14 protein-coding genes and 2 tRNA genes are annotated in these 22,109 nt (G+C 45.2%); 4 read left to right on the top strand and 12 right to left on the bottom strand.

The window, feature by feature from the left end:
- Positions 1–75: 75 nt before the first annotated feature.
- Positions 76–1,683: a RagB/SusD family nutrient uptake outer membrane protein gene (locus BDI_RS01160; protein WP_005861734.1), complete on the bottom strand. Its 1,608-nt coding sequence runs from the start codon at positions 1,681–1,683 to the stop codon at positions 76–78.
- Between the two features lie 30 nt (positions 1,684–1,713).
- On the bottom strand, positions 1,714–4,803 hold the full coding sequence (locus BDI_RS01155) for a SusC/RagA family TonB-linked outer membrane protein (protein WP_011965929.1): 3,090 nt from the start codon (positions 4,801–4,803) through the stop codon (positions 1,714–1,716).
- Between the two features lie 518 nt (positions 4,804–5,321).
- Here BDI_RS01155 and BDI_RS01150 point away from each other — a divergent pair.
- Together BDI_RS01150 and BDI_RS01145 are read left to right on the top strand one after the other, a co-directional pair.
- Entirely contained in the window at positions 5,322–5,876 is a 555-nt protein-coding gene (locus tag BDI_RS01150) for a DUF3332 domain-containing protein (RefSeq protein WP_005861730.1), read from the top strand.
- Positions 5,877–5,980: 104 nt separating this feature from the next.
- Entirely contained in the window at positions 5,981–9,319 is a 3,339-nt protein-coding gene (locus tag BDI_RS01145; RefSeq protein WP_011965928.1) for a glycoside hydrolase family 2 TIM barrel-domain containing protein, read from the top strand.
- Between the two features lie 124 nt (positions 9,320–9,443).
- Here the strand turns inward: BDI_RS01145 and BDI_RS01140 are convergent, their stop codons facing one another.
- Together BDI_RS01140 and BDI_RS01135 are read right to left on the bottom strand one after the other, a co-directional pair.
- Positions 9,444–10,427, bottom strand: a complete 984-nt coding sequence (locus tag BDI_RS01140; protein ID WP_008774095.1) for a TlpA disulfide reductase family protein — start codon at positions 10,425–10,427, stop codon at positions 9,444–9,446.
- A 20-nt stretch (positions 10,428–10,447) separates the two neighbouring features.
- Positions 10,448–11,224, bottom strand: a complete 777-nt coding sequence (locus BDI_RS01135; protein ID WP_008774096.1) for an EFR1 family ferrodoxin — start codon at positions 11,222–11,224, stop codon at positions 10,448–10,450.
- A gap of 88 nt (positions 11,225–11,312) precedes the next feature.
- Between BDI_RS01135 and BDI_RS01130 the strand changes: the two genes are divergently transcribed.
- Positions 11,313–11,576: a hypothetical protein gene (locus BDI_RS01130; RefSeq protein ID WP_008774097.1), complete on the top strand. Its 264-nt coding sequence runs from the start codon at positions 11,313–11,315 to the stop codon at positions 11,574–11,576.
- A gap of 172 nt (positions 11,577–11,748) precedes the next feature.
- Here the strand turns inward: BDI_RS01130 and BDI_RS01125 are convergent, their stop codons facing one another.
- Genes BDI_RS01125 through BDI_RS01110 form a run of 4 tightly spaced genes read right to left on the bottom strand, consistent with a single transcriptional unit; the run spans position 11,749 to position 17,689 of the window.
- Positions 11,749–13,023, bottom strand: coding sequence for a TolC family protein (locus BDI_RS01125; RefSeq protein ID WP_036631153.1), 1,275 nt, complete (start codon positions 13,021–13,023; stop codon positions 11,749–11,751).
- A gap of 28 nt (positions 13,024–13,051) precedes the next feature.
- Positions 13,052–16,165 carry an efflux RND transporter permease subunit gene (locus tag BDI_RS01120; protein WP_011965926.1) on the bottom strand — a complete coding sequence of 1,038 codons (3,114 nt, stop codon included), beginning with the start codon at positions 16,163–16,165 and terminating at the stop codon, positions 13,052–13,054.
- Between the two features lie 6 nt (positions 16,166–16,171).
- Positions 16,172–17,281, bottom strand: a complete 1,110-nt coding sequence (locus BDI_RS01115; RefSeq protein WP_005861716.1) for an efflux RND transporter periplasmic adaptor subunit — start codon at positions 17,279–17,281, stop codon at positions 16,172–16,174.
- 48 nt (positions 17,282–17,329) lie between these two features.
- Positions 17,330–17,689: a hypothetical protein gene (locus tag BDI_RS01110; RefSeq protein ID WP_008774100.1), complete on the bottom strand. Its 360-nt coding sequence runs from the start codon at positions 17,687–17,689 to the stop codon at positions 17,330–17,332.
- Positions 17,690–17,817: 128 nt separating this feature from the next.
- Between BDI_RS01110 and BDI_RS01105 the strand changes: the two genes are divergently transcribed.
- Positions 17,818–19,365 carry a M28 family metallopeptidase gene (locus BDI_RS01105; RefSeq protein ID WP_005865866.1) on the top strand — a complete coding sequence of 516 codons (1,548 nt, stop codon included), beginning with the start codon at positions 17,818–17,820 and terminating at the stop codon, positions 19,363–19,365.
- A 141-nt stretch (positions 19,366–19,506) separates the two neighbouring features.
- On the opposite strand, the gene BDI_RS01100 is transcribed toward BDI_RS01105, so the two are convergent.
- The 4 genes from BDI_RS01100 to ffh form a co-directional block, all read right to left on the bottom strand.
- Positions 19,507–19,580, bottom strand: a tRNA-His gene (locus tag BDI_RS01100).
- Between the two features lie 92 nt (positions 19,581–19,672).
- Positions 19,673–19,746, bottom strand: a tRNA-His gene (locus tag BDI_RS01095).
- 98 nt (positions 19,747–19,844) lie between these two features.
- Positions 19,845–20,741 carry a bifunctional methylenetetrahydrofolate dehydrogenase/methenyltetrahydrofolate cyclohydrolase FolD gene (gene folD, locus BDI_RS01090; protein WP_009276546.1) on the bottom strand — a complete coding sequence of 299 codons (897 nt, stop codon included), beginning with the start codon at positions 20,739–20,741 and terminating at the stop codon, positions 19,845–19,847.
- Positions 20,742–20,763: 22 nt separating this feature from the next.
- Positions 20,764–22,101: a signal recognition particle protein gene (gene ffh / locus BDI_RS01085; RefSeq protein WP_005861632.1), complete on the bottom strand. Its 1,338-nt coding sequence runs from the start codon at positions 22,099–22,101 to the stop codon at positions 20,764–20,766.
- Positions 22,102–22,109 lie beyond the last annotated feature (8 nt).

The following is a 22,109-nucleotide window of genomic DNA, read 5'->3' as shown; positions in this document are numbered from 1 at the left end:
ATCCGCCAAATGTAACTAAAAAAGGGGAAAACCTCTCGGCCTTCCCCCTTCTTTATCTAACATCTTTATAGGAAATTAATAACCCGGATTCTGTTTCAAGTTCGGATTCTTATCCATGCTTGTTTGAGGAATCGGCAAGTAACGGTTACGAGAAGAGAACTGGCGAGTCTCAATAACAGCCGTACCCGTGATTTCCGCACGTTTAGTAGGCTCAGACTCCCCATAATTAATCGTTCCTGTAACACGTAACAAATCACCATTCATGACTTTCTCGGCAAGCATCTTTCCATCTTCCTGCCAACGGACGATGTCCGCACGGCGCAAGCCTTCGCCGGCCAACTCTACCGTACGCTCACGACGGATCAATTCACGAAGTTTATCCTTCGTCCCATATTTAGCCTTATCCACTTCCCCCATTCCTACACGCTGGCGGATCTGGTTCAAATAACCATAGATCTCATCAGAAGGACCGCTCAGCTCATTCGCGGCCTCCGCATACGTCAATAGAACCTCCGCATAACGGAATACGATCGGACAAGCTCCCGAACTCCAAACATCTCCATATTGATCCATCGGATCCAAGTATTTCGCCCAAGTCAAAGCACTCTTGGAAGCATTATCTGTATAAGTCGGGAAGTTCTTGTTGACAGTACCATCTTGAAGTTTCTCATCCAAAGTATTCAAGACATCACCTCTCCAGTCACGTCCCGGATATAAAATGGTCATGGCCATACGAGGGTCGCGATTCGCGAACGGATGCTTTGCGTCATAAGTCTTCGACTCTTCTTTCGTCAATCCATCTGACATTTCATACATATCCACCAAATTCTGGGTCGGGACGATAGAAGACCAACCTTGGTCAACATTATTATACATTTGCCCGATGGTTCCCAATCCGTCCAACGTCTCAATATTCTGATCCGCTAGGATTATCTCTTTAGAATCCACTCCCGATACCTTAAAAAGATTCGTATAATCCGGATCCAACTCATACTGCTTCAAATCAATGATTGCCTTAGCTGCGTCTTTTGCCTTTTGCCAATCACCATAATACAAAGCCTCACGCATCTTGATAGCTAAAACAGCACCTTTAGCGATATAGCCACGAGCCTCCGGAGCCTCCGCAATCCCAGCTAAGGCCTCGTCTAAATCCTTAGCTATATAATCGCGTACCTCTTGTTCCGTATTACGTTCCACTTTAGCCTCGTCCGCACTTGAATAAGAACTAATAATAGGCACACCACCATACCACCAATTCATCAAGAAATACTTATAAGCACGGATCGCTTTAGCTTGAGCCACATAATTAGCTTTTACAGCGTCACTAGAAAACGTCACCTTGTCTACATTCTCCAAGAATGTATTCGCCTTACGAATCGACTTGTAATCATAAAGGATCTGCCCAGGATTAGAACTAGACAATGACCCATCCCCCCACGGGCGGAATCCTTCCCAAGGGAAATTATTATAGCCTATATCTGAGCCACAATCCAGATAAAGCAACGTATTTCCATCTAGCAAATCCTTATAACAGCCTACTATGAAGCCCTTCGCATCCGCCTCTGTCTGCCATGTGGTAGAAGGAGCCAACTGATCCTTAGGCACCGTATCCAGAAAATCCGAACACGAAGTAGATAACGCAGCCATACCAGCCGCCAACATATATATTGATAATCGTTTCATAAAATCTTCTATTTAAATGGTCTTAACTAATTAGAATGTCACATTTACGCCAAAAGAATTTGTCATCACTAATGGGTAGCTAGACAAACGGGAACTAACCGTCTCCGGGTCTACGTTCAATGGCATAGAATCTATCGTAAACAAATTCTCCGCAGAATAATAAACACGTACATTCGACAAACCGATAGCGTTCAGCACACTCTTTGGAAGCGTATATCCCAATTGCAATGTCTTCAGACGCAGGTAACTGGTATTAATTACCCAAAAATCAGACATCACGTTAGAAGCCTCACTCGGAGATTTTCTAGACTCCGCTACACGCGGCATACTTGCATTGGTATTTTCCGGTGTCCAGCTATCCAGCCATGCAGTAGAAGGATGTCCGGCACTACCCGAGAACTCACCAAACGCTTCTTTCGTAAACGCACGGCCTACATTAGCCGCACCGGTGAAGTTTAAAGTCAAGTCAAATGCTTTATAGCCTACATTCAAGTTCAAACCAAATGTAACAACTGGATTGATAGTCTTAGACAATACACGGTCATCCGCATCCAGCTTTCCATCTCCATTCGTATCTACATAACGTAAATCACCAGCTTGGAAATCCTGTCCGAACGGGTAGCCGTCTTTTCCTTTATAGGTATCCATCCATTGCTGTGCCTCCGCGTCAGATTGGAAAAAGCCATCAGCCTTATATACATAGTAAGAATCGATTGGCTTTCCAACAAAACGCCACAAATCACCGTCATCAGGATTTGTCATACGGTCTACACCTCCTAAATCCTCGATCTTGTTCTTATTATAGGCCATATTTCCCATCACATTCAATGACCAGTCATTCCACTTATTGTTATAACCTAGCTGTACCTCGACACCTCGGTTACGCATAGAACCCACGTTGTCGAAATAAGGATCCAAGCCAAACTCAGTCGGGACCGGTACCTCCATGATGATATCCGTAGTCTTGCGATCATAGTAATCAAACGTGAAAGTCACATGATTAATAACCGCATCCAAGCCAATACCCCAAGTCGTAGATTTCTCCCATGACAAATCCTCGATACGATAGGCTTTCTGATAATATCCCGTCGTCAAGTTGCCTCCCATAGGATAATTACCATCCAAATTATAAGTCTGCATCCAAGGATAATATTGGTTCTCCCAAGGATTCGATTTATTTAAGGCGTCTTGATTACCTAACATACCCCAAGAAGCACGAATCTTCAAACTGCTCAACCAATCATGCGTACTTTCCATAAACTCCTCCTCGCTGATACGCCAAGCACCGGAGAAAGAAGGGAAATATCCCCAACGATGTCCCGGAGCAAAACGAGAGGAAGCATCCGCACGGAAGTTTGCCTCTAATAAATATTTTCCCGCAAAATCATAATTAATACGCCCAAAATAGGAAAGCATGGCAAGCTCTCGGCTCAAACCATCATTTGTTTGTGTAGAAGCCCCACCGGCATCCATATCATTCAGGCTATTACTCGGGAAATTATTCCTCTGCATCTGATTCTTGCTAACCTCATACTTCTCCGCATGATAACCTACCATCACTTTCAAGCCATGCTGACCAAAGTTCTTGCTGTAATTCAGCAAAGCATCGAAATTATAACGTTTCCAATTCACGAAACGTTCAACCAAGGAAGTGGTACGAGACGCAGATGCCGGATCATCCGGTATGCTCAGAACTCGCTCCGTATGACGTTGGTCCTCGTTCACATAGGCACCCGTCACAGTAGCCTTCAGCCCATCAATAATATCATAATCAACAGAAAGTGCCCCCGTAAAATTCTGGTTACAATTATCCACCGTCTGCCCGGAATCCAACCATGCGATAGGGTTACCATCGTTAGTTTGTCCGTATTTGCCATCCTTATCCTTGACAGGGATCATCGGGCTAATAATATTCAATTGACGGATAATCTGGTCGGAAGAACCACCATAATAGCTAGCATTCGGATCCGAGAAGTCATTCTTGATAAAAGACATGTTCATCCGAACAGCCAGTTTCTTCGTCAACTGCATATCCAGATTCGTACGTCCGTTAAACTGTTTACGATCTGAGTTAGGAAGGATACCCGTCTGCCCTAAATATCCGGCCGAAGCCATATACTTCACGTTCTCCGCACCTCCTGTAATACTAACATTGTGCTTATGCAACAAACCTGTCCGATAAGCCTCATCATTCCAGTCCGTATTAGGATGTCCGTAAGGATCAGAGCCATCCTCAAACATCCGGATGTCCTCGTCACTATAATGTCCCGGCTCGAAACGATTCCACAAACGTGCGTAATCGGCTGAGCTGACACGATCAATCATGGAAGTAGCTTTCGAGGCACCCACATATCCGTTATAAGAAATACGAGGAGCACCCGTCTTACCACGTTTTGTCGTGATCAAGATAACACCATTAGAAGCCTTCGAACCGTAAATAGCGGCGGAAGAAGCGTCTTTCAATACAGAAATACTCTCAATATCATTCGGATCGATATCATTCATGGAGCCACTTTCGATACCATCGATCAAGATATATGGGCTGGCAGAGTTCAAAGTACCGACACCACGGATACGGATCGTACTACCATCCTGTCCCGGACGGCCTTGCCCCGAGGTAACGGTTACACCCGGCATCATACCTTGAAGACCGGAAGACACGTTGGAGATAGGACGGCTTGTCAACTCCTTGCTATCCAATTGGGCTACCGCTCCCGACAAGTTCGCCTTCTGTTGCGTACCATAACCGACAACGATCACCTCATCTAATTTCTGGGTATCTTCCTGCAAGGATACATTGATGGAAGGCTCTCCATTATATTTGAATTCTTGAGTTAGATAACCGATAAAGGATACTTGGATCACATCCCCTTTCTTCACATCCAACACGAAATTACCATTCATGTCGGTTACAGTACCATTCGTAGTACCTTTTACAACTATTGACGCTCCAGCCACAGGGCCAAAACTGTCACTAACCGTTCCCTTCAAACTACCTTCTTGCTGGGAAATACCTACCCTCGGAGTTATCGCCGCACGATCAGAAGCATGAACCACACCCCCGGAACAAAACGCTGCAGACAATAGAACAAAACTGACAGGTCTTACAATTTTCAACATAAGAATCGTTTTTTGTTTATTAAATAGCTGTTACTATTATAAGACTTAAGGCATACTATTTTAGATCTCGTTTCTTATAATATTCACTCTTCTAAATCATTAATGTATAATTATAAATCCTCGGTTAACTACCATGAAAGCGCTTCTTCATCGTTCTGGCGGAACTTATAATCATTAGACGCAGCAAATATAGCACTATTTTTAATTATAAAACAAAAAAGACTAATTTTTCGCATACGAATCTAAAACGACACCACCTAATTATTAAAATATTTAACAAACAATCTTTTCAACCATAATCTTTTTTAGTATGGAGCTATGGACATCAAAGAGGTATATGGTTTGAAATTCAAACATGAAGTTAGTGTATATGAGTAATAAACGGAGTTCCGCCAGAACTACGTACTTATAGAAGCCTGACTAATATTAAGGCACTTATTCCATTTATTCCTTTATAACCACTATTTATCATGAAAAAGTTGTTATCTTCGTCCCTTGTAATAACTAATTATTAAATTATGAAAAAGAAAAGCTTAACTTTATTACTAGCGACTACGGTGGCAAGTAGTATCCTATTTTCGTCCTGTATAGGATCTTTTGGTTTAACAAACAAACTTTTAACGTGGAATAGAAGCATCGACAGTAAGTTTGTTAATGAGCTAGTGTTCATTGCTTTCTGGATTGTCCCGGTTTACGAGATTTCCGCTTTGGCTGATGTCCTTGTGATCAACTCTATCGAATTTTGGAGCGGAAGTAATCCTGTAGCGGATGTAGGTAACGTTAAAACAATCGATGGTAAAGACGGCGTTTATACCGTAGAAACAAAAGTTGATGGATACCATATCCAAAAGGAAGGCGATGAGAAAGCGGTTGACTTAGTTTTCAACGAGGCTGACCAAAGCTGGAATGTAGAAGCTAACGGAGAAAGCACAAAATTATTAAAATTCAATGGTGATGACGAAGTTGTCATGTATTTACCCGATGGCAAGGAAATGAATGTCGAGCTAAACCAAGCAGGTGTTTTAGCTTTCCAACAGGTAGCTGACGGATATTCTTACTATGCAGCTAAATAATTGAAAATTGAGAATTGAGAATTGAAAATTACGTAGAGTCACTTCTAATTCTCAATTCTCAATTTTCAATTCCCCAGTGCTAATCTAAATAAAATACGATGAATATGAACTCTATCAAAAAAATGATGCTTTCCGGAGCATTAGGTTGCCTTATTTCCGGAATGGCTTATGCGGACGGTTCTTCACCCCAACCCGTAAAACCTTATTGGCAAGACATTCAAGTCGTAGCCGTAAACAAGGAAAAACCCAGAAGCTCCTTCATGAGTTATGCGGACCGAGAAACCGCCCTCACCTCTCGATTTGAGAAAAGCCCGTACTATTTCCTATTAAACGGTACTTGGAAATTTTTCTTTGTCGACTCTTACAAAGATCTTCCTCAAAATATCACAGATCCTTCCGTTAATACCTCTTCATGGGATGATATAACCGTTCCCGGAAACTGGGAAGTACAAGGACATGGCGTAGCCATTTATACGAATCATGGTTACGAGTTTAAACCAAGAAATCCCCAACCTCCGTTATTGCCGGAAGCGAATCCGGTTGGCGTATACCGCAGAGACATCGAGATACCCGCAAGTTGGGATAACCGGGATATTTATTTACACATCGGCGGAGCTAAATCCGGCCTTTACGTATATTTAAACGGGAAAGAAGTGGGTTATAGCGAGGATTCCAAAAATCCCGCCGAGTTCCTGATCAATAAATACCTGCAACCCGGAAAGAATGTGCTTACATTAAAGATATTCCGTTGGAGCACCGGTTCTTATTTGGAATGTCAGGATTTCTGGAGAATGAGCGGTATCGAACGTGACGTATTCCTTTGGTCTCAACCCAAGGCCAGTATTCAAGATTTCCGTGTCGTCTCAACCTTGGACGATACGTATACGAATGGAATCTTCAAACTGGCGGTAGACTTAAAGAATCATACCCAAGAAACGAAAAATTTAAATGTCGGATATGAGCTTTTGGACGCAAAAGGTAATCTTGTGACCTCCGAGGCTAATGATATATGGGTAAGTCCTGCAAGTCCTCAAACAGTATCTTTCGAGTATGATTTAAAGAACGTAGCCCCTTGGAGTGCCGAGCATCCGAATCTATACAAATTATTGATGACGATAAAAGAAGAGGGTAAGGTAATCGAGGTAGTTCCATTCAACGTTGGTTTCCGCCGGTTCGAGATGAAGCAAATTGACCAAGTAGCGGAAGACGGAAAACCTTATACGGTCTTATTGTTCAATGGGCAACCGGTTAAGTTCAAGGGTGTCAATATTCATGAGCATAACCCGGAAACCGGACATTACGTAACCGAGGAACTCATGCGTAAGGATTTCGAGCTGATGAAGCAAAACAATATCAACGCTGTCCGCCTATGCCACTATCCGCAAGACCGTAAATTCTATGAACTCTGCGACGAATACGGATTGTATGTTTACGATGAAGCGAATATCGAGTCTCACGGTATGTATTACAGCCTGAAAAAAGGCGGCACTTTGGGTAATAATCCGGAATGGCTGATCCCGCATATGGACCGTACGATGAATATGTACGAACGAAACAAGAATTATCCGAGCGTTACTTTCTGGTCACTCGGAAACGAGGCTGGAAACGGATACAACTTCTATCAAACTTATTTATATCTGAAAGACAAGGAAATAAATAGCATGAATCGTCCGGTGAACTATGAACGTGCCCTTTGGGAATGGAATACGGATATGTACGTACCTCAATACCCGAGCGCTGAATGGCTAGAGGAAATCGGGCGTAAGGGTAGTGATCGTCCGGTAGCTCCTTCGGAGTATTCACATGCGATGGGAAACTCTTCCGGCAACTTATGGGATCAATGGAAAGCTATCTATAAATACCCGAACCTGCAAGGCGGATTCATCTGGGACTGGGTGGACCAAGGTATCTTGGAAAAAGATAAGAATGGACGTGAATATTATACCTATGGTGGTGACTATGGAGTAAACGCCCCTAGTGACGGAAACTTCCTTTGCAACGGTATAGTAAACCCGGATCGTACCCCGCATCCCGCTATGGCAGAGGTTAAATACGCCCATCAAAATATCGGGTTTGAGGCGATCGATTTAGCGAACGGTTTATTCCGCGTCACGAACCGTTTTTATTTCACGAACCTAAAGAAATATATGGTCCACTATAGCGTAACAGCCAATAATAAAGTTGTACGCTCCGGTAAAGTCTCTTTGGACATAGAACCCCAAGCTTCTAAGGAATTTACGGTTCCCGTAGGCAACTTAAAGCCACAAGCCGGTACGGAATATTTCGTAAACTTCAACGTAACGACCGTAGAAAAAGAGCCGTTAATCCCTATCGGACACGAAATCGCTTGCGATCAATTCCGCTTACCGATCGAAAGCCCCAAGAAGGCGTTTAAGACCAGCGGCCCTAAATTAACGGTTTCGACAAATGGAGATAACTTATCGGCATCCTCCTCAAAGGTAAACTTCGTGTTTAACAGGAAGACAGGAATCGTTACTTCTTATAAAGTGGATGGTACGGAATATTTCAGCGAGGGTTTCGGTATCCAACCGAACTTCTGGCGTGCGCCGACCGATAACGATTACGGAAACGGTATGCCAAAACGCTTGCAAGTCTGGAAGGAAAGCAGCAAGAACTTCAACGTGACAGACGCTACCGTCACTATGGATGGCAATAACGCCGTGGTTAGCGTGAACTATTTATTGCCGGCAGGAAATCTATACATTGTTAATTATACGATCTATCCAAGCGGAGCCGTAAATGTGGCCGCCCGTTTCACATCCACGGATATGGATGCCGCCCAAACCGAGGTATCGGAAGCTACTCGCACGGCAACTTTCACTCCGGGACGTGACGCCGCCCGTAAAGAGGCTTCCAAATTGAATGTTCCCCGTATCGGTGTTCGCTTCCGCTTACCGGCAAGCATGAATCAAGTGGAATATTTCGGACGAGGACCTGCTGAGAACTACTTGGATAGAAACGCCGGTAGTATGGTCGGCTTATATAAATCTACAGCCGAGGAATTATATTTCCCATATGTACGCCCGCAGGAAAACGGTCATCATACCGACACTCGTTGGGTATCACTTAGTACCGGCAAGAAAGGCTTGTTGATCCAAGCGGATAATACGATTGGATTTAACGCTTTGCGTAATTCCATAGAGGATTTCGATGACGAGGAAGCAACTGGGCTACCCCGTCAATGGAGTAATTTCACACCAGAGCAAGTAGCGAACCATGATGAAGCCGCAGCAAAGAACGTATTACGTCGCCAGCATCATATCAACAATATCACGCCTCGCGACTTCGTTGAAGTTTGCGTCGACTTGAAACAACAAGGTGTAGCAGGTTATGATAGCTGGGGTTCACGTCCGGAACCAGCTTATACATTACCCGCAAACCGGGAATACAACTGGGGCTTTACCCTTATTCCGCTTAAATAAAGAAAAGCCATAACTTATCCATAACAAAGGGAGTGTATTAGGCTTAATCCAATACACTCCCTTTGTTTATACTACTGCAACGGCTTTGCAGCACTACTGCAAGGCGGGTTGCAGTAACGTATCCTTATTTAATCACTTCCTTCAAGGTATTCTGTAAGTCTTCTCCAGTGATATTCTTGGCGATGATCACCCCATTCGGATCCAATAACACATTTGCCGGAATACCTCGTACCCCATAAAGAGCAGGGATCTCAGAATCCCAATATTTCAAGTCGGAAACGTGAGCCCAAGTCAGATGATCGTCTGCAATCGCTTTCTGCCATTTAGCCTTATCCTTGTCCAAGGATATACCTACGATCGTAAAGTTCTTATCCTTATATTGCTGGAAGGCATTTACCACGTTAGGGTTTTCCTTGCGACACGGGGGACACCAAGAGGCCCAAAAATCCAATAACACATATTTTCCCCTAAAGTCCGACAATGACACAGAAACTCCTGCAGTATCCGGCAAGGAAAACTCCGGAGCGACTTGTCCGATCTGTACGTGTTCTAATTGCTTGATAATACCGTCCAAGTCCTTCACATAAGGACTATTCGCCAATGCCGGGGAAATCTTCGCACGAGTCGCCTTCAAATCATCCAAAGATAATTGGTAGGTAAAATAACGATATAGATAGAACGCCGCCGCCGGAGAATCCGGATATTTCGAAATCAAACTGTCAATATCATACCCTTCCTCAAATACCTTCTCCGCATTTTCTTGAAAGACATCATTCACCGGCGAGTTCCGTACGGTGATGGTCTCCCCGTCATTCCCGATCTTGACATTCATATCCGTATTCTCCAAGAAGAGCTGAACCGGATAGTTCATATTCTCGGTTGCCAAACCAAAAAGTAAAGGCTGATCTACCTCACCCTTAAAGGTGAATTTCCCGTCTTTTACCTCTGCCGTATCCACGTCAAAGAACATTTTATTACGGAATGACTTCAAGTAAATCTTGCCGTCGGGCATATTCTCTACCTCGCCATTGATAACATATCCTTTTGGAACTTCTTGGCAACCAACCACCAAAAGGCCGGCAAGCGCCATCATACAAAATTGCTTCATTTCTCTATTCTATTTATTGATTACTTAAACTCTGGGTGATGATAACGTCCCTTTTTCAACGAGATCGTCCCATATTCTATCGCACGCACCGGACAACGATGAATACAGGCAACGCACTGAACGCAAGTATCAGCCCATTCCGGTTTTCCGTCACCCGACAGGGAAATCGTACCGGTCGGACAGACCTTCGCACAGATACCGCAAGAGATACAGGTATCCGTAGCATAAAATCGGTTGCTGCCTATCGCAAAGTGAGTAAATAACGGATAGACCATATAGCTCTTCAAAAGAGGGGCACTTCCCGCACAATACAAAGAGGGATTTTTCTTCTGCCGGATCGCCTCTACGATCTCGTCTACACGTTCCGGTGCTTTTTTCAGTTTTTCAGTCTCTACCTCCTTACTATCCACGTCGAAGCCGGGCATTAAGATATAATTGTTCGGCATTTGTATAGAGAATCCTCCGGTTAAGGTAATTCCCCGTCTCGCCAAGGTGCTCCGCATGATCCGATCCGTATATCCACAATCATCACCACAAGTACAGACGAAATAAACCTCTTGCCCTTTATATCCAGACAGGATCAACCGGGAAATAAAACGGGACACCAATACAGCCGGCCCCCAAGAATGGACAGGAAACACAAAAAACACTTTCTCCCTCTCCCTCAATGGATAAACATTCTCATCCTTACCCTCATTCAACGCATCGGCAATGGAAACCAACGGCTCATCGAAAGCCGTTCCTAACGCTTCCGCAACCCAACGGGAGTTTCCTGTCCCTGTAAAGTAGAATATCATGCGCTCATTTTTTAGATGCAAAAATACATAATATCCAAATATATACGCTATCTTTGTCTAGTTTAAGAAACCTAAAAAACAAATCGTTATGACAACGATGGAATTAAATTTACGGAAAGAATATCTCTATGACTTGATAAAAGGCATGGATGAGGAAAGATTATCGAAAGTGGAGACCTATATAAAACGTCTATGCCTTGCCAAGCAAAAGGAGAGTCTTTATCCTTGGGCACCAGACGAGGCTGAATTAACTTGTAAGATAGCTGAATCTGAAGTAGATTTCAACAATGGGGATTATTGTACGCAAAAAGCGCTGAAGAAAAAACTACAAAAAAAGTTGGCTTCATGGTAAAAGAAATCCAATGGTCTAAACATGCAGAAGAATCATTTACTGAAATATCAGATATTCGATACTAGGCAATCACCGGATAAACTGATGGATTTATTCAGATAAAATAACAAGGGATAGAAATGTAAGCGTCTTACAATTTATCCCTTGTTACTTTTCTGAATTATAGCGCAAATCAAATCTCAATATCCCAAATACCCGTCGAACGTTCTAATTCGACCAAGGCTGAGCTGTAATTAAACAGCGTCTCAATATACTGAGCTTGTACCTCATCGTAAGTACGCTGGGCGTCCAAGACTTCCAACAAAGAGACTTCCCCCCTATTATAGCTGTAAATCTTGCCATCCATCACCTCACGAGCTTGCCTTAAAAGCCCATCCTCATAATGATTAACTTGCTCGGCGAAAGATTGATAATTACGATATGCCTGCATCACCTCCGTCTGTACTTGCAAAAGAGCCTGCTTATATTGCGCTTCCGCTTGTTGCTCCCGATAACGAGCGGCACGAACCGTCCCCTTATTGAAATTAGAGAATTTCAAAGGAACAGCGATACCTGCCGTCACTCCGGTAAAAGGAGGTGCCGGGGCTTCCTCATTATAAACCCGGGCATTACGGCTTACGGCGATAGACAAATCCACATCCGTATTCCGCTCCCGGCGAGCTACTTTCAAGGCTCTAGCGGCCACTTCCTTGTTTTTTAAGGCGGCTACCAAATCCGTACGCCCCTCGCTTGCCGCCGTGATTAAGTCAGCAAGAATAAAATCCCGAGGCTCCGTACGTAACTCAGCCTCTGGGTGAAATAAAGTATCCGTACTGAAAGTCCCCGTCAAGAAGTTTAAGTTCGAGAAAGCATTCTTTAATTCCGCTCCGGCTTGCAGCAACTCGTTTCGTAAGACCCCGGCCTCTACCCGGCTCTGCGTAGCATCCACCTCACGGATTTGCCCCAATGAGAAACGGATACTGTCGCTCTCCGCCAATGTCCGGATATTCTCATAGGCATTCTCCTTTACCTTATACAACTCATGTTGCTTCAAGGCTTCCATATAAGCAATCGTAGCGTCTGCCCGGAGATTCCGGAAATAATCGGCCAACAAAGCCTCGGTCAACTCACTCTCGCTACGTGCCAATGAGATATTCGCACCCCGTTTTCCAAAAGAGAAAGTTTTGCTCAGTTCTACTTCAACACCTTCTCCCATTTGCAAGGAATTATTCTCATTATTGAAATAAGACACGGAAAGGTTCGGATCGTTAAACACCTTTGCCGCCGTTACCTCGGCCTTAGCGGCCGGCACATTCAATTTCTCCGACGCATACTCAAGGTTACCTTCCGCAACCCGCTCCATATATTGCCGATACGTAAGCGGAACCATGGTCTGGGCATTCGCAGATAAGCATCCGCAGAGTAACGACAGGATTATATATTTCTTCATATCTTCTAATCTAAACATAGTACATCTTTTTAATTCCACCGCCGGATTAAGCGTGCAGCTCTTTTTCCTCCGATACCGGCGTCAAATCCTTCCCCTCATAATGCTTCTCGATCATATAGTATAAAGCGGGAAGCACATAAAGCGTGATTACCGTAGCAAATAAAAGCCCGTAAACGATTACCGTAGCCAAGGGACGCTGCACGTCCGAACCGATCCCCGTACTGACAGAGGCAGGAAGCAATCCCAAGACCGCAACCGTAGCCGTCATCAAGATCGGACGGAAACGGTGCTTGGTTCCCGTTATCACCGCATCTTTCAAATCCCGCTCCCTCGTACGTAAGTTATTGATATGGGAAATCATGATCACGCCATTTTGGATAGCGACACCGACCAAGGCGATAAAACCAACCGCCGAGGAGACATTCAATGTCATTCCCCGCACATTCAACGCCAACATACCACCAAACAAAGCCAAGGGAACGACACTCATCATCAAAGCCGCCTGCCGGAATTTACCGCAAGCCGCAAACAACAAAAGCAGCATCAGCCCCAACGCCAAAGGAACCACAGCCCCCAAACGGGCATACGCACGATGCTGGTTCTCGAACTGTCCGGCCCATTTCAAATGCACGGAATCATGATCGTATTTCACCTCTTTATCGATCAACGCATTTGCCTTATTCAAGAACGCCGTCAAGTCCACGCCACGTAAATTAACCCGTACCGTCAAGTGCCGCTTATTCATCTCACGGGTAATCGTACTGGCACCAGTTGTCATCTTAATCTCCGCTACTTGCGAAAGAGGAATCTTTGTTCCGGAACCGGTAGTCAGCAATAGATTTCCGATACGTTCGGGAGAATTGCGGCTAGCGTCATCGAAACGACAAATCACGTCATAACTTTTACTTCCGACAAATATCTGGGAAATAGAAGCTCCACCGATCGCTAACTCAATCAAATCAGCCACATCCGACACGTTCAAGCCATACTGGGCGATACGGGCACGATCCGCAATAATCTGCAATTGCGGCAACGGAGGCTCTTGATCTACCGCTACGTCGGCAGCACCCGGTATTTCCTTCAACACATTAGCGACTTGATCTGCGATATGGCGACTTTCCGTAATATCATCGCTATAAATCTTCAGCGCCAAATCACTATGAGCCCCGGCGATCTGATCCATCACCATATCGATGATCGGCTGGGAGAAACCGACCGAGTAGCCGGGCATGGTCTCCAACTTAGCCGCCATTTCCTCGATCAGATCCGCTTTCGTCTTACCGAATTTCCATGTACTATAGGGTTTCAATCCCACGCCACACTCCACATGAGAGAGTGAGAACGCTTCCGCCCCCTCATCATCGCGACCGACTTGAGTCATTACATATGAGACTTCCTTAAACTCTTTCAAAGTCTTCCGAAGCTCCGCCCCCATCTCCTTCGATTTCTCAATGGAAATACCCGGAGGAAGCTGTACCTGTATCCAGATCGCCCCCTCATCCAACGGAGGCAAGAAGTCTTTTCCTACGGTATAACTTAAAATCCCCGCTCCCAGCAATATCGCCAGTAACGGTACAATAACCCGTCTTGGCTTCTCCATCAATCGGACAATTTGTGAATGATAAGCCGTGGAAAGTTTCTCCAACCAACGATTATGGTAAATCTTTCCCGGCTTACGATACGCATAAAAGGCCAATCCCGGAATCAAGAACAAGGCCACACACAAAGCGCCCAGCAAAGCATACCCTACGGTATAAGCCATCGGCGTAAACAATTTCTTCTCAATATGCTCAAAAGCGAACAAAGGAAGATAGGCTGTTATAATAATTAATGTAGAGAAAAAGATCGGGCGAGCCACCTCAGTCGTACGGCGCAAGATCGAATCTTCCGTCAATACCTCATCCGGATGCCGTTCCCTTTTCTTCAAGACCGTCTCCATCATCACGATCGCTCCGTCTACCAAAATACCGAAGTCTATAGCGCCTAAGGAAAGTAGGTTCGCAGGAATATTCGTAACATGCATCAAGATAAAGGCAATCAATAGAGACAAGGGAATGGTTAAGGCCACCAACAAAGCGCCACGCCAACTCCCCAAGAATAAGATCAGTACTAAGACAACCAATACCATACCCTCGAACAACGTATGCGATACGGTATGCAAGGTCGTATTAACCAAATCCGTACGATCCATAAACGGATGGATACGGGTTCCCTCGGGAAGTGTCTCGTTATTTAGTTCGTCTACCGCCTTATGCACATCATCCAACACCCGGGACGGATTCTCCCCCCTGAGCATTTGTACGATACCTTCCACGCCATCGGAGTAATCACGGGTACCGTCCGTAAAACCTAAAACGCCCTTACGCTCCAAGTTTCCGTATTTCAGTTTACCGATATCATTCAAGTAGACCGGGACACCATTCACTGTCTTGATCACGATATGCCCCAAGTCTTCCAAGTCCTTAACCAGACCGATTCCACGGATCACATAACTCAAATCCCCCCGGCTTAACATACTACCACCGGCGTTCACGTTATTCTTCTCTATCTTTTCCGTAATATCCCCTAAGGTAATGTCGTATTGCTCCATCTTATAAGGGTTCACCTCGATCTGATATTGGGTAGTGATACCGCCGTAATTACTTACATCCGCTACACCCGTAACCTGTTTCAGTCTCGGAATAATTACCCATTTATGCAAATCGGTCAACTCCCTCAAGTCTAAACGGTCACTTTCCACCACATAACGAAAGATCTCTCCCGTCGGCGAAGTCAAAGGATTTAAGCCGGGAACCGCATTATAAGGAAGCTCCACGTCTACCAACCGCTCTTGTACACGTTGCCGGGCCCAATAATCCTCAATACCATCATCAAAAACCAATACGACCGTAGATAAACCAAACGTATTCTTGCTACGCATTACGTTTAATCCCGGCAGACCATTCATAGCCCGCTCGATCGGAATACTGATTTGTTGCTCGATCTCCTCGGCGGCCAATCCGGGAACCTGCGTCACGACTTGCACGGTGGTATCGGCGATATCCGGATAAGCATCTATCGCCAACCGCGTCCAAGAATAATAACCAACGATCGCTAAGAACAGAAATAACACGAACATCAGTCCTCGCCGATGTATCGCCAAGTAAATAATCCTTTTCATAATCCGTTAGCGTGCGTCAAGTAAATAAAACGCTCCCGTAACTACGATCTCGTCACCTACGTTCAAGCCGGATAAAACCACCGTCTTGCCATCTTCAGTATGGCCGGTCTCGATCTTTTGTTTCCGGTAATCGTTATTCCCCAATTCCACCAATACGTACATGTTCTCCTCTTCCTGCAAGATAGCGGAAGTAGGTATACGGATCACCTCCGCCTCACGGTCGCTCAGCTTGACCGTGCCGTACATCTCCGGCTTCATCAAACGGGTACTGTTATCGCACTCGATCAAGACCTCCACCGAACGGGTATCGGGGTCCAGCATCTCGCTGATGTGATAAATCTTTCCCGATATCGGTTTATCCGGCATGGCTACCAACCGGATTTCCACCTCATCCAAAGCCTGTATTAAACTCAAATCCTTCTCTTTTACATGGGCGACCACCCATACCTTGCTCAAATCGGCGATGACAGCTACAGGCTCGGCGTCCTCTTTCATATATTGCCCGATTACGATCCGATCTTTCACGACCTCACCGGCTATAGGCGAGCGAACGATCAATGGTTGCCCCAAAGCCATTTCATCCGGATTAATCTGAAAGACTTTCAATGCGGCTACCATATTCTCATAGTCTTTTTTCTTTAACTCGTAATTCACCTCGGCCTCTTCCAATTCCTTTTGGACACCAACCTTGTTTTTCATCAAGTCTTTCTCCCGATTCAAGCTTTTCAAAGCCAGTTCCATCTCTTGGCGAGCTTGGTAATAAGATTTCCCCGCCTCATAAACAGCGGGAGCGCTAATCTCGAAGATCGGACTACCCGGGGCCACTTTCTGCCCTAAGCGAACGAACGATTTCGTAATTCGCCCGCTTACCGGTGAAGCCACCTCTGCGTAATTAGAAGGAATCGCCTGTACGACCCCCGAGGTGGTAAACTCCATACGGTAAGGTTCCCGTTTAACCGTTTCCTTTGTCAACTTGGATAAAACAGGAGATTCGGAACCGATATGTATAATATCCCCTTTGAGTGTTACGGCATGCGCAGACTCATCCTCTTGCTTTTGGGTATGGCAAGAGCATAGTACTATCGCTGGAAGCAATAGTAAAAATATAGATTTCATATAAGATGCGTAAAATGTTTAGTATAAAAAGTGATTCTAATGCTTGATTCAAACTACTATACCAAACGAGGGAGGCGCACGGGATTCGCCACGCCGCACAAGACGCAAGACAACCTCTTTCTTTAGAAAGACGAGCACTACCATCAAAAGCGCCCAAGCCATAACCAAAGGTAAGTACGGAATTAACTCCAGACACAATTCGGTCAGCTCTTCAATCGTATTAAACGCTACCGTACTATGCTCATGATGAGGCAAGCCGTCGGCTCCCGGCAGATAGGGATGAGAGTGAGTGATACTAGAGTTTAGGAAATGATGCGTATGGGTAAAGGCCGTGCCACCCACGTAGTAACTCATAAAGAGTACTACCAAGAGGGGTCTTAACCACTTCAAGCTACGCATTGTTTTCATTCGCCATCTGTTTACTTCGCAAAGTTATAAAAGAAACTGCCATTTCATTTGCAATAAGTCAAAATTTATTCCTTTATTTGCATACACTGAATAATAAACAGTCATATCAATGAAATAAACACTACTTTATGAGAAAAATCTTACTTGTTTGTGCGGCATTAGCCTGCATGACAGTCTCCCCTGTACCAGCTCAGGACGCTGCCGTAAAAAAAATCATCGAGATGGGTCAGAACGATAATCAAGTGATGCATCAGCTGGATATCCTTACGAACCGCTTTGGCGGACGTTTAATCGGTTCCGACGCTTATGAGAACGCCGCCGAGTGGATGGTGCGTGAGTTTAAGAGTTGGGGACTCGATGTCCAATTAGAAGAGGCCGGTACCGTCCCTGTCGGCTTTAATCGAGGACCTTGGTTCGGACGCTTGTTGAGCGACAACGGAATGATCCTGCATTTCGCCACCCCTTCCTACACTTCCGGAACGAAAGGCGTGCAACGTGGGCATGCGGTGATGGAGCCTCGTAACGACGAGGAGTTCCAGCAAATCAAAGGAAGATTGAATGGTGCTTGGGTTCTTATCTCAGGGAAAAATGTAGGTTGGCCTATCGACCGCTCCGCCTCGGGAGATTCCATCCGTGCGGAGATCAAGAAAGAGAACAACGAGATCATGAAGAAAAACAATGATCTAAGACGCCGCAACTGGGAAAACGGGGAGAAAAACGAGATGTTGCCTTATAAAGAATTCCCCGGATTATATTATAAGGAAATGTGCGAGGCCGGAGCTTTAGGTTTTATCCAATCCTCCACCGTACCTATCCGTGCGTTATACGACCGGAAAATGATGAACGACCCGAATACGAACTTCGACAATCTGCCGGAACTTCCGGATATCAAATTAGACGAGCATCAATTCGCGATCATCGAACAAATGGTGAAAGAGAGACGTACATTCGAACTAGAGTTCGATATTCGTAATCATTTTAAATTAGGCCCGGTTAAATACCATAATGTCGTAGCGTCTATCAAAGGCAGCAAATACCCGGACGAATATGTAATTATCAGCGGTCACCTAGATGCTTTCGACGTGGCTACCGGAGGCATCGATTGCGGTACTGGAATCGGACCGATGATGGAAGCCGCTCGCATGATCGCCAAATCCGGAGCCAAGCCTAAGCGCACGATCTTATTTATCGGATTCGCCGGTGAGGAATTTGGCTTATTAGGAGCACAAGCTTGGGTGAAAGCGCATAAGGATAAATTACCCAAAATCGCTAATTTGTTCAATCGTGACGGTGGCCCGGAACCTCCTGTCGGTATCTCCGTCCCTCAAGCCATGTATGATGATTTCGTGAAGATCAGCGAACCCATCCAAAAAATCCGTCCGGACTATCCTTTCGAGGTAAAAGTTCGTGAACCCCGTAAACGCCCGACACGCATGGGGGGAACAGACGCATCAGTTTTCGCCATCGAAGGTGTCCCCACATTAGGTTTCACCACAGAGGATTTCAAAGGATATGATTTTGATTACGGCGAAATCTGGCATACGGAACGGGATTTATACACAAAGAACATCCCCGAATACCAAGAACATACGGCTACGGTTACCGCTATCATAGCCCTCGGTGTAGCGAATCTGGATAAGCAATTATCAAGAGAAGGTTTATATACCGAAGAGTAGGTCAGCACGATCGCTATTATAAGGAGTTTACAATGCCTATTGTAAGCTCCTTATGATGGGCATCATAAAAGACTTACAATGCCCATTATAAGAAATAGAAAAAGGATATGCCCTAATAGACATATCCTTTTCTCATTCTAGGGTGAAAGATGGGGCTCGAACCCACGACCCTCGGAACCACAATCCGATGCTCTAACCAACTGAGCTACTCTCACCATATAAAAAAACCTTTCATTCTTCACAGACGCCTTGGTTCATAAAACCTTGTTTTATTCATAACAAGATTTTTATCTAAAAAACCACAATGGGTGAAAGATGGGGCTCGAACCCACGACCCTCGGAACCACAATCCGATGCTCTAACCAACTGAGCTACTCTCACCATATCCGCCTTTCAAAGGATTCCCCCTTTAAGACGGCGCAAAGATAGGTATAAATTCTGATTACACAAACCTTTTGCGAACTTTTTTATCCATCCACTTACTTATAGATCGCTTTCTTTCCCGCTAACAATGTGTTACGCATCAAAGAAATGATTGTCATAGGCCCTACGCCACCCGGAACCGGAGTGATATAGGAACATTTAGGAGCGACCTCGTTAAACAAGACATCTCCCGTTAACTTAAATCCGCTCTTGGTTATGCTGCTTGGCATACGGGTTGTTCCCACGTCAACGATCACGGCGCCTTCCTTCACCATATCCCCTTTCAAGAATTCAGGAACACCTAAAGCCACGATAATAATATCAGCAGACAAGCACATCTCCTTCAAGTTCTTAGAACGGCTATGGCATACGGTCACCGTACAATCGCCCGGATAAGATTTCTGCATCATCAAGGTAGCCATCGGCTTGCCGACAATATTGCTGCGTCCCAAAACCACGCAATGCTTTCCTTGCGTCTCGATATGATAACGCTTCAATAATTCCAAGATACCGGCAGGCGTAGCCGATACGAAACAAGGCAAACCGATAGACATACGTCCCACGTTAATCGGATGGAAACCGTCCACGTCTTTACGATAATCGATCGCCTCAATCACCTTCTGCTCGGATATATGTTTCGGAAGCGGAAGCTGTACGATAAAGCCATCCACATCCGGATCATTATTTAACTCATCGACCTTACGAAGCAATTCTTCCTCCGTAACATCCTCCTCAAAGCGAATTAAGGTAGACTTAAAACCAATCTCCTGACAAGTCTTGACTTTACTAGCCACATAAGTCTCGCTACCACCGTCATGGCCCACCAAAATAGCAGCCAAGTGAGGGATCTTACCTCCGGCAGCCTTGATCTGGGCTACCTCCTCAGCCATCTCCTTCTTCATCTGAGCGGAAACGGCCTTACCATCCAGCAATTGATAATGTTGTTCTTCCATATTATTGATTGTCTCCTGTTAATTAACGTCTGAACGAGGGCTTCATCGAAGGTAGCTTCATCTTCCCCGACTTCGCGGAAGTAAGCATACGCATCATCTTACGGGTCTCATCAAATTGCTTGATCAGCTTGTTTACCTCCTGGATGCTCGTACCGCTACCTTTGGCGATACGCTGACGGCGTGAGCCATTCAAGATAGCCGGGTTGCTGCGCTCATCCGGAGTCATCGAATAAATGATAGCCTCGATACTCTTGAACGCGTTATCATCGATATCCACATCTTTCAATGCCTTTCCTACACCCGGGATCATGGATGCCAACTCTTTCAAGTTACCCATCTTCTTGATCTGTTGGATCTGGGAGATAAAGTCGTTAAAATCGAACTGGTTCTTAGCGATCTTCTTCTGCAAACGTTTCGCTTCTTCCTCGTCATATTGCTCTTGCGCACGTTCCACCAAAGACACGATATCACCCATGCCTAAGATTCGATCCGCCATACGTTCAGGGTGGAAAATATCCAAGGCATCCATCTTCTCGCCCGTACCGACAAACTTAATCGGCTTATCAACAACCGTACGGATCGACAAAGCGGCACCACCACGGGTATCACCATCCAACTTCGTAAGTACGACGCCGTCGAAGTTCAGCCGCTCATTAAATTCCCTCGCGGTATTCACGGCATCCTGACCCGTCATGGCATCTACCACGAACAAGGTCTCATCCGGCTGGATAGCGCTCTTGATAGCGGCGATCTCGTTCATCATCTGCTCATCGATAGCCAAACGACCGGCGGTATCCACGATCACGACGTCATTGCCTTTAGCCCGTGCCTCGCGGATAGCGTTCATAGCGATCTCCACCGGATTCTTATTCTCCAATTCCATGTATACCGGAACACCTACCTGCTCTCCGACTACACGCAACTGCTCGATAGCTGCCGGACGATACACGTCGCAAGCGGCTAATAATGGTTTCTTATTTTTCTTGGTCTTTAATAAAGACGCTAGTTTACCAGTGAAAGTAGTCTTACCCGAACCTTGCAAACCGGACATCAATATAATGGCGGGATTTCCCTGCAAATTCACGTCGACTGCCGTACCTCCCATCAAGCTGGCCAACTCATCGTGAACAATCTTAACCATCAACTGACTAGGCTTAACCGATGTAAGCACGTTCTGTCCTAAAGCCTTCTCTTTTACCGTATCCGTAAAACTCTTGGCAACCTTATAATTGACGTCGGCATCCAACAACGCTTTACGCACATCCTTCAATGTTTCCGCCACATTGATCTCGGTAATCTTGCCTTCGCCCTTCAACAGTTTAAACGATCTGTCTAACCTTTCGCTTAAGTTCTCAAACATAATTCGTA

It is taken from the genome of Parabacteroides distasonis ATCC 8503, from assembly GCF_000012845.1.
GTDB lineage: Bacteria > Bacteroidota > Bacteroidia > Bacteroidales > Tannerellaceae > Parabacteroides > Parabacteroides distasonis.
Note: the sequence above shows the minus strand (reverse complement) of the source record. Positions and strands in the feature narration are given on the sequence as shown.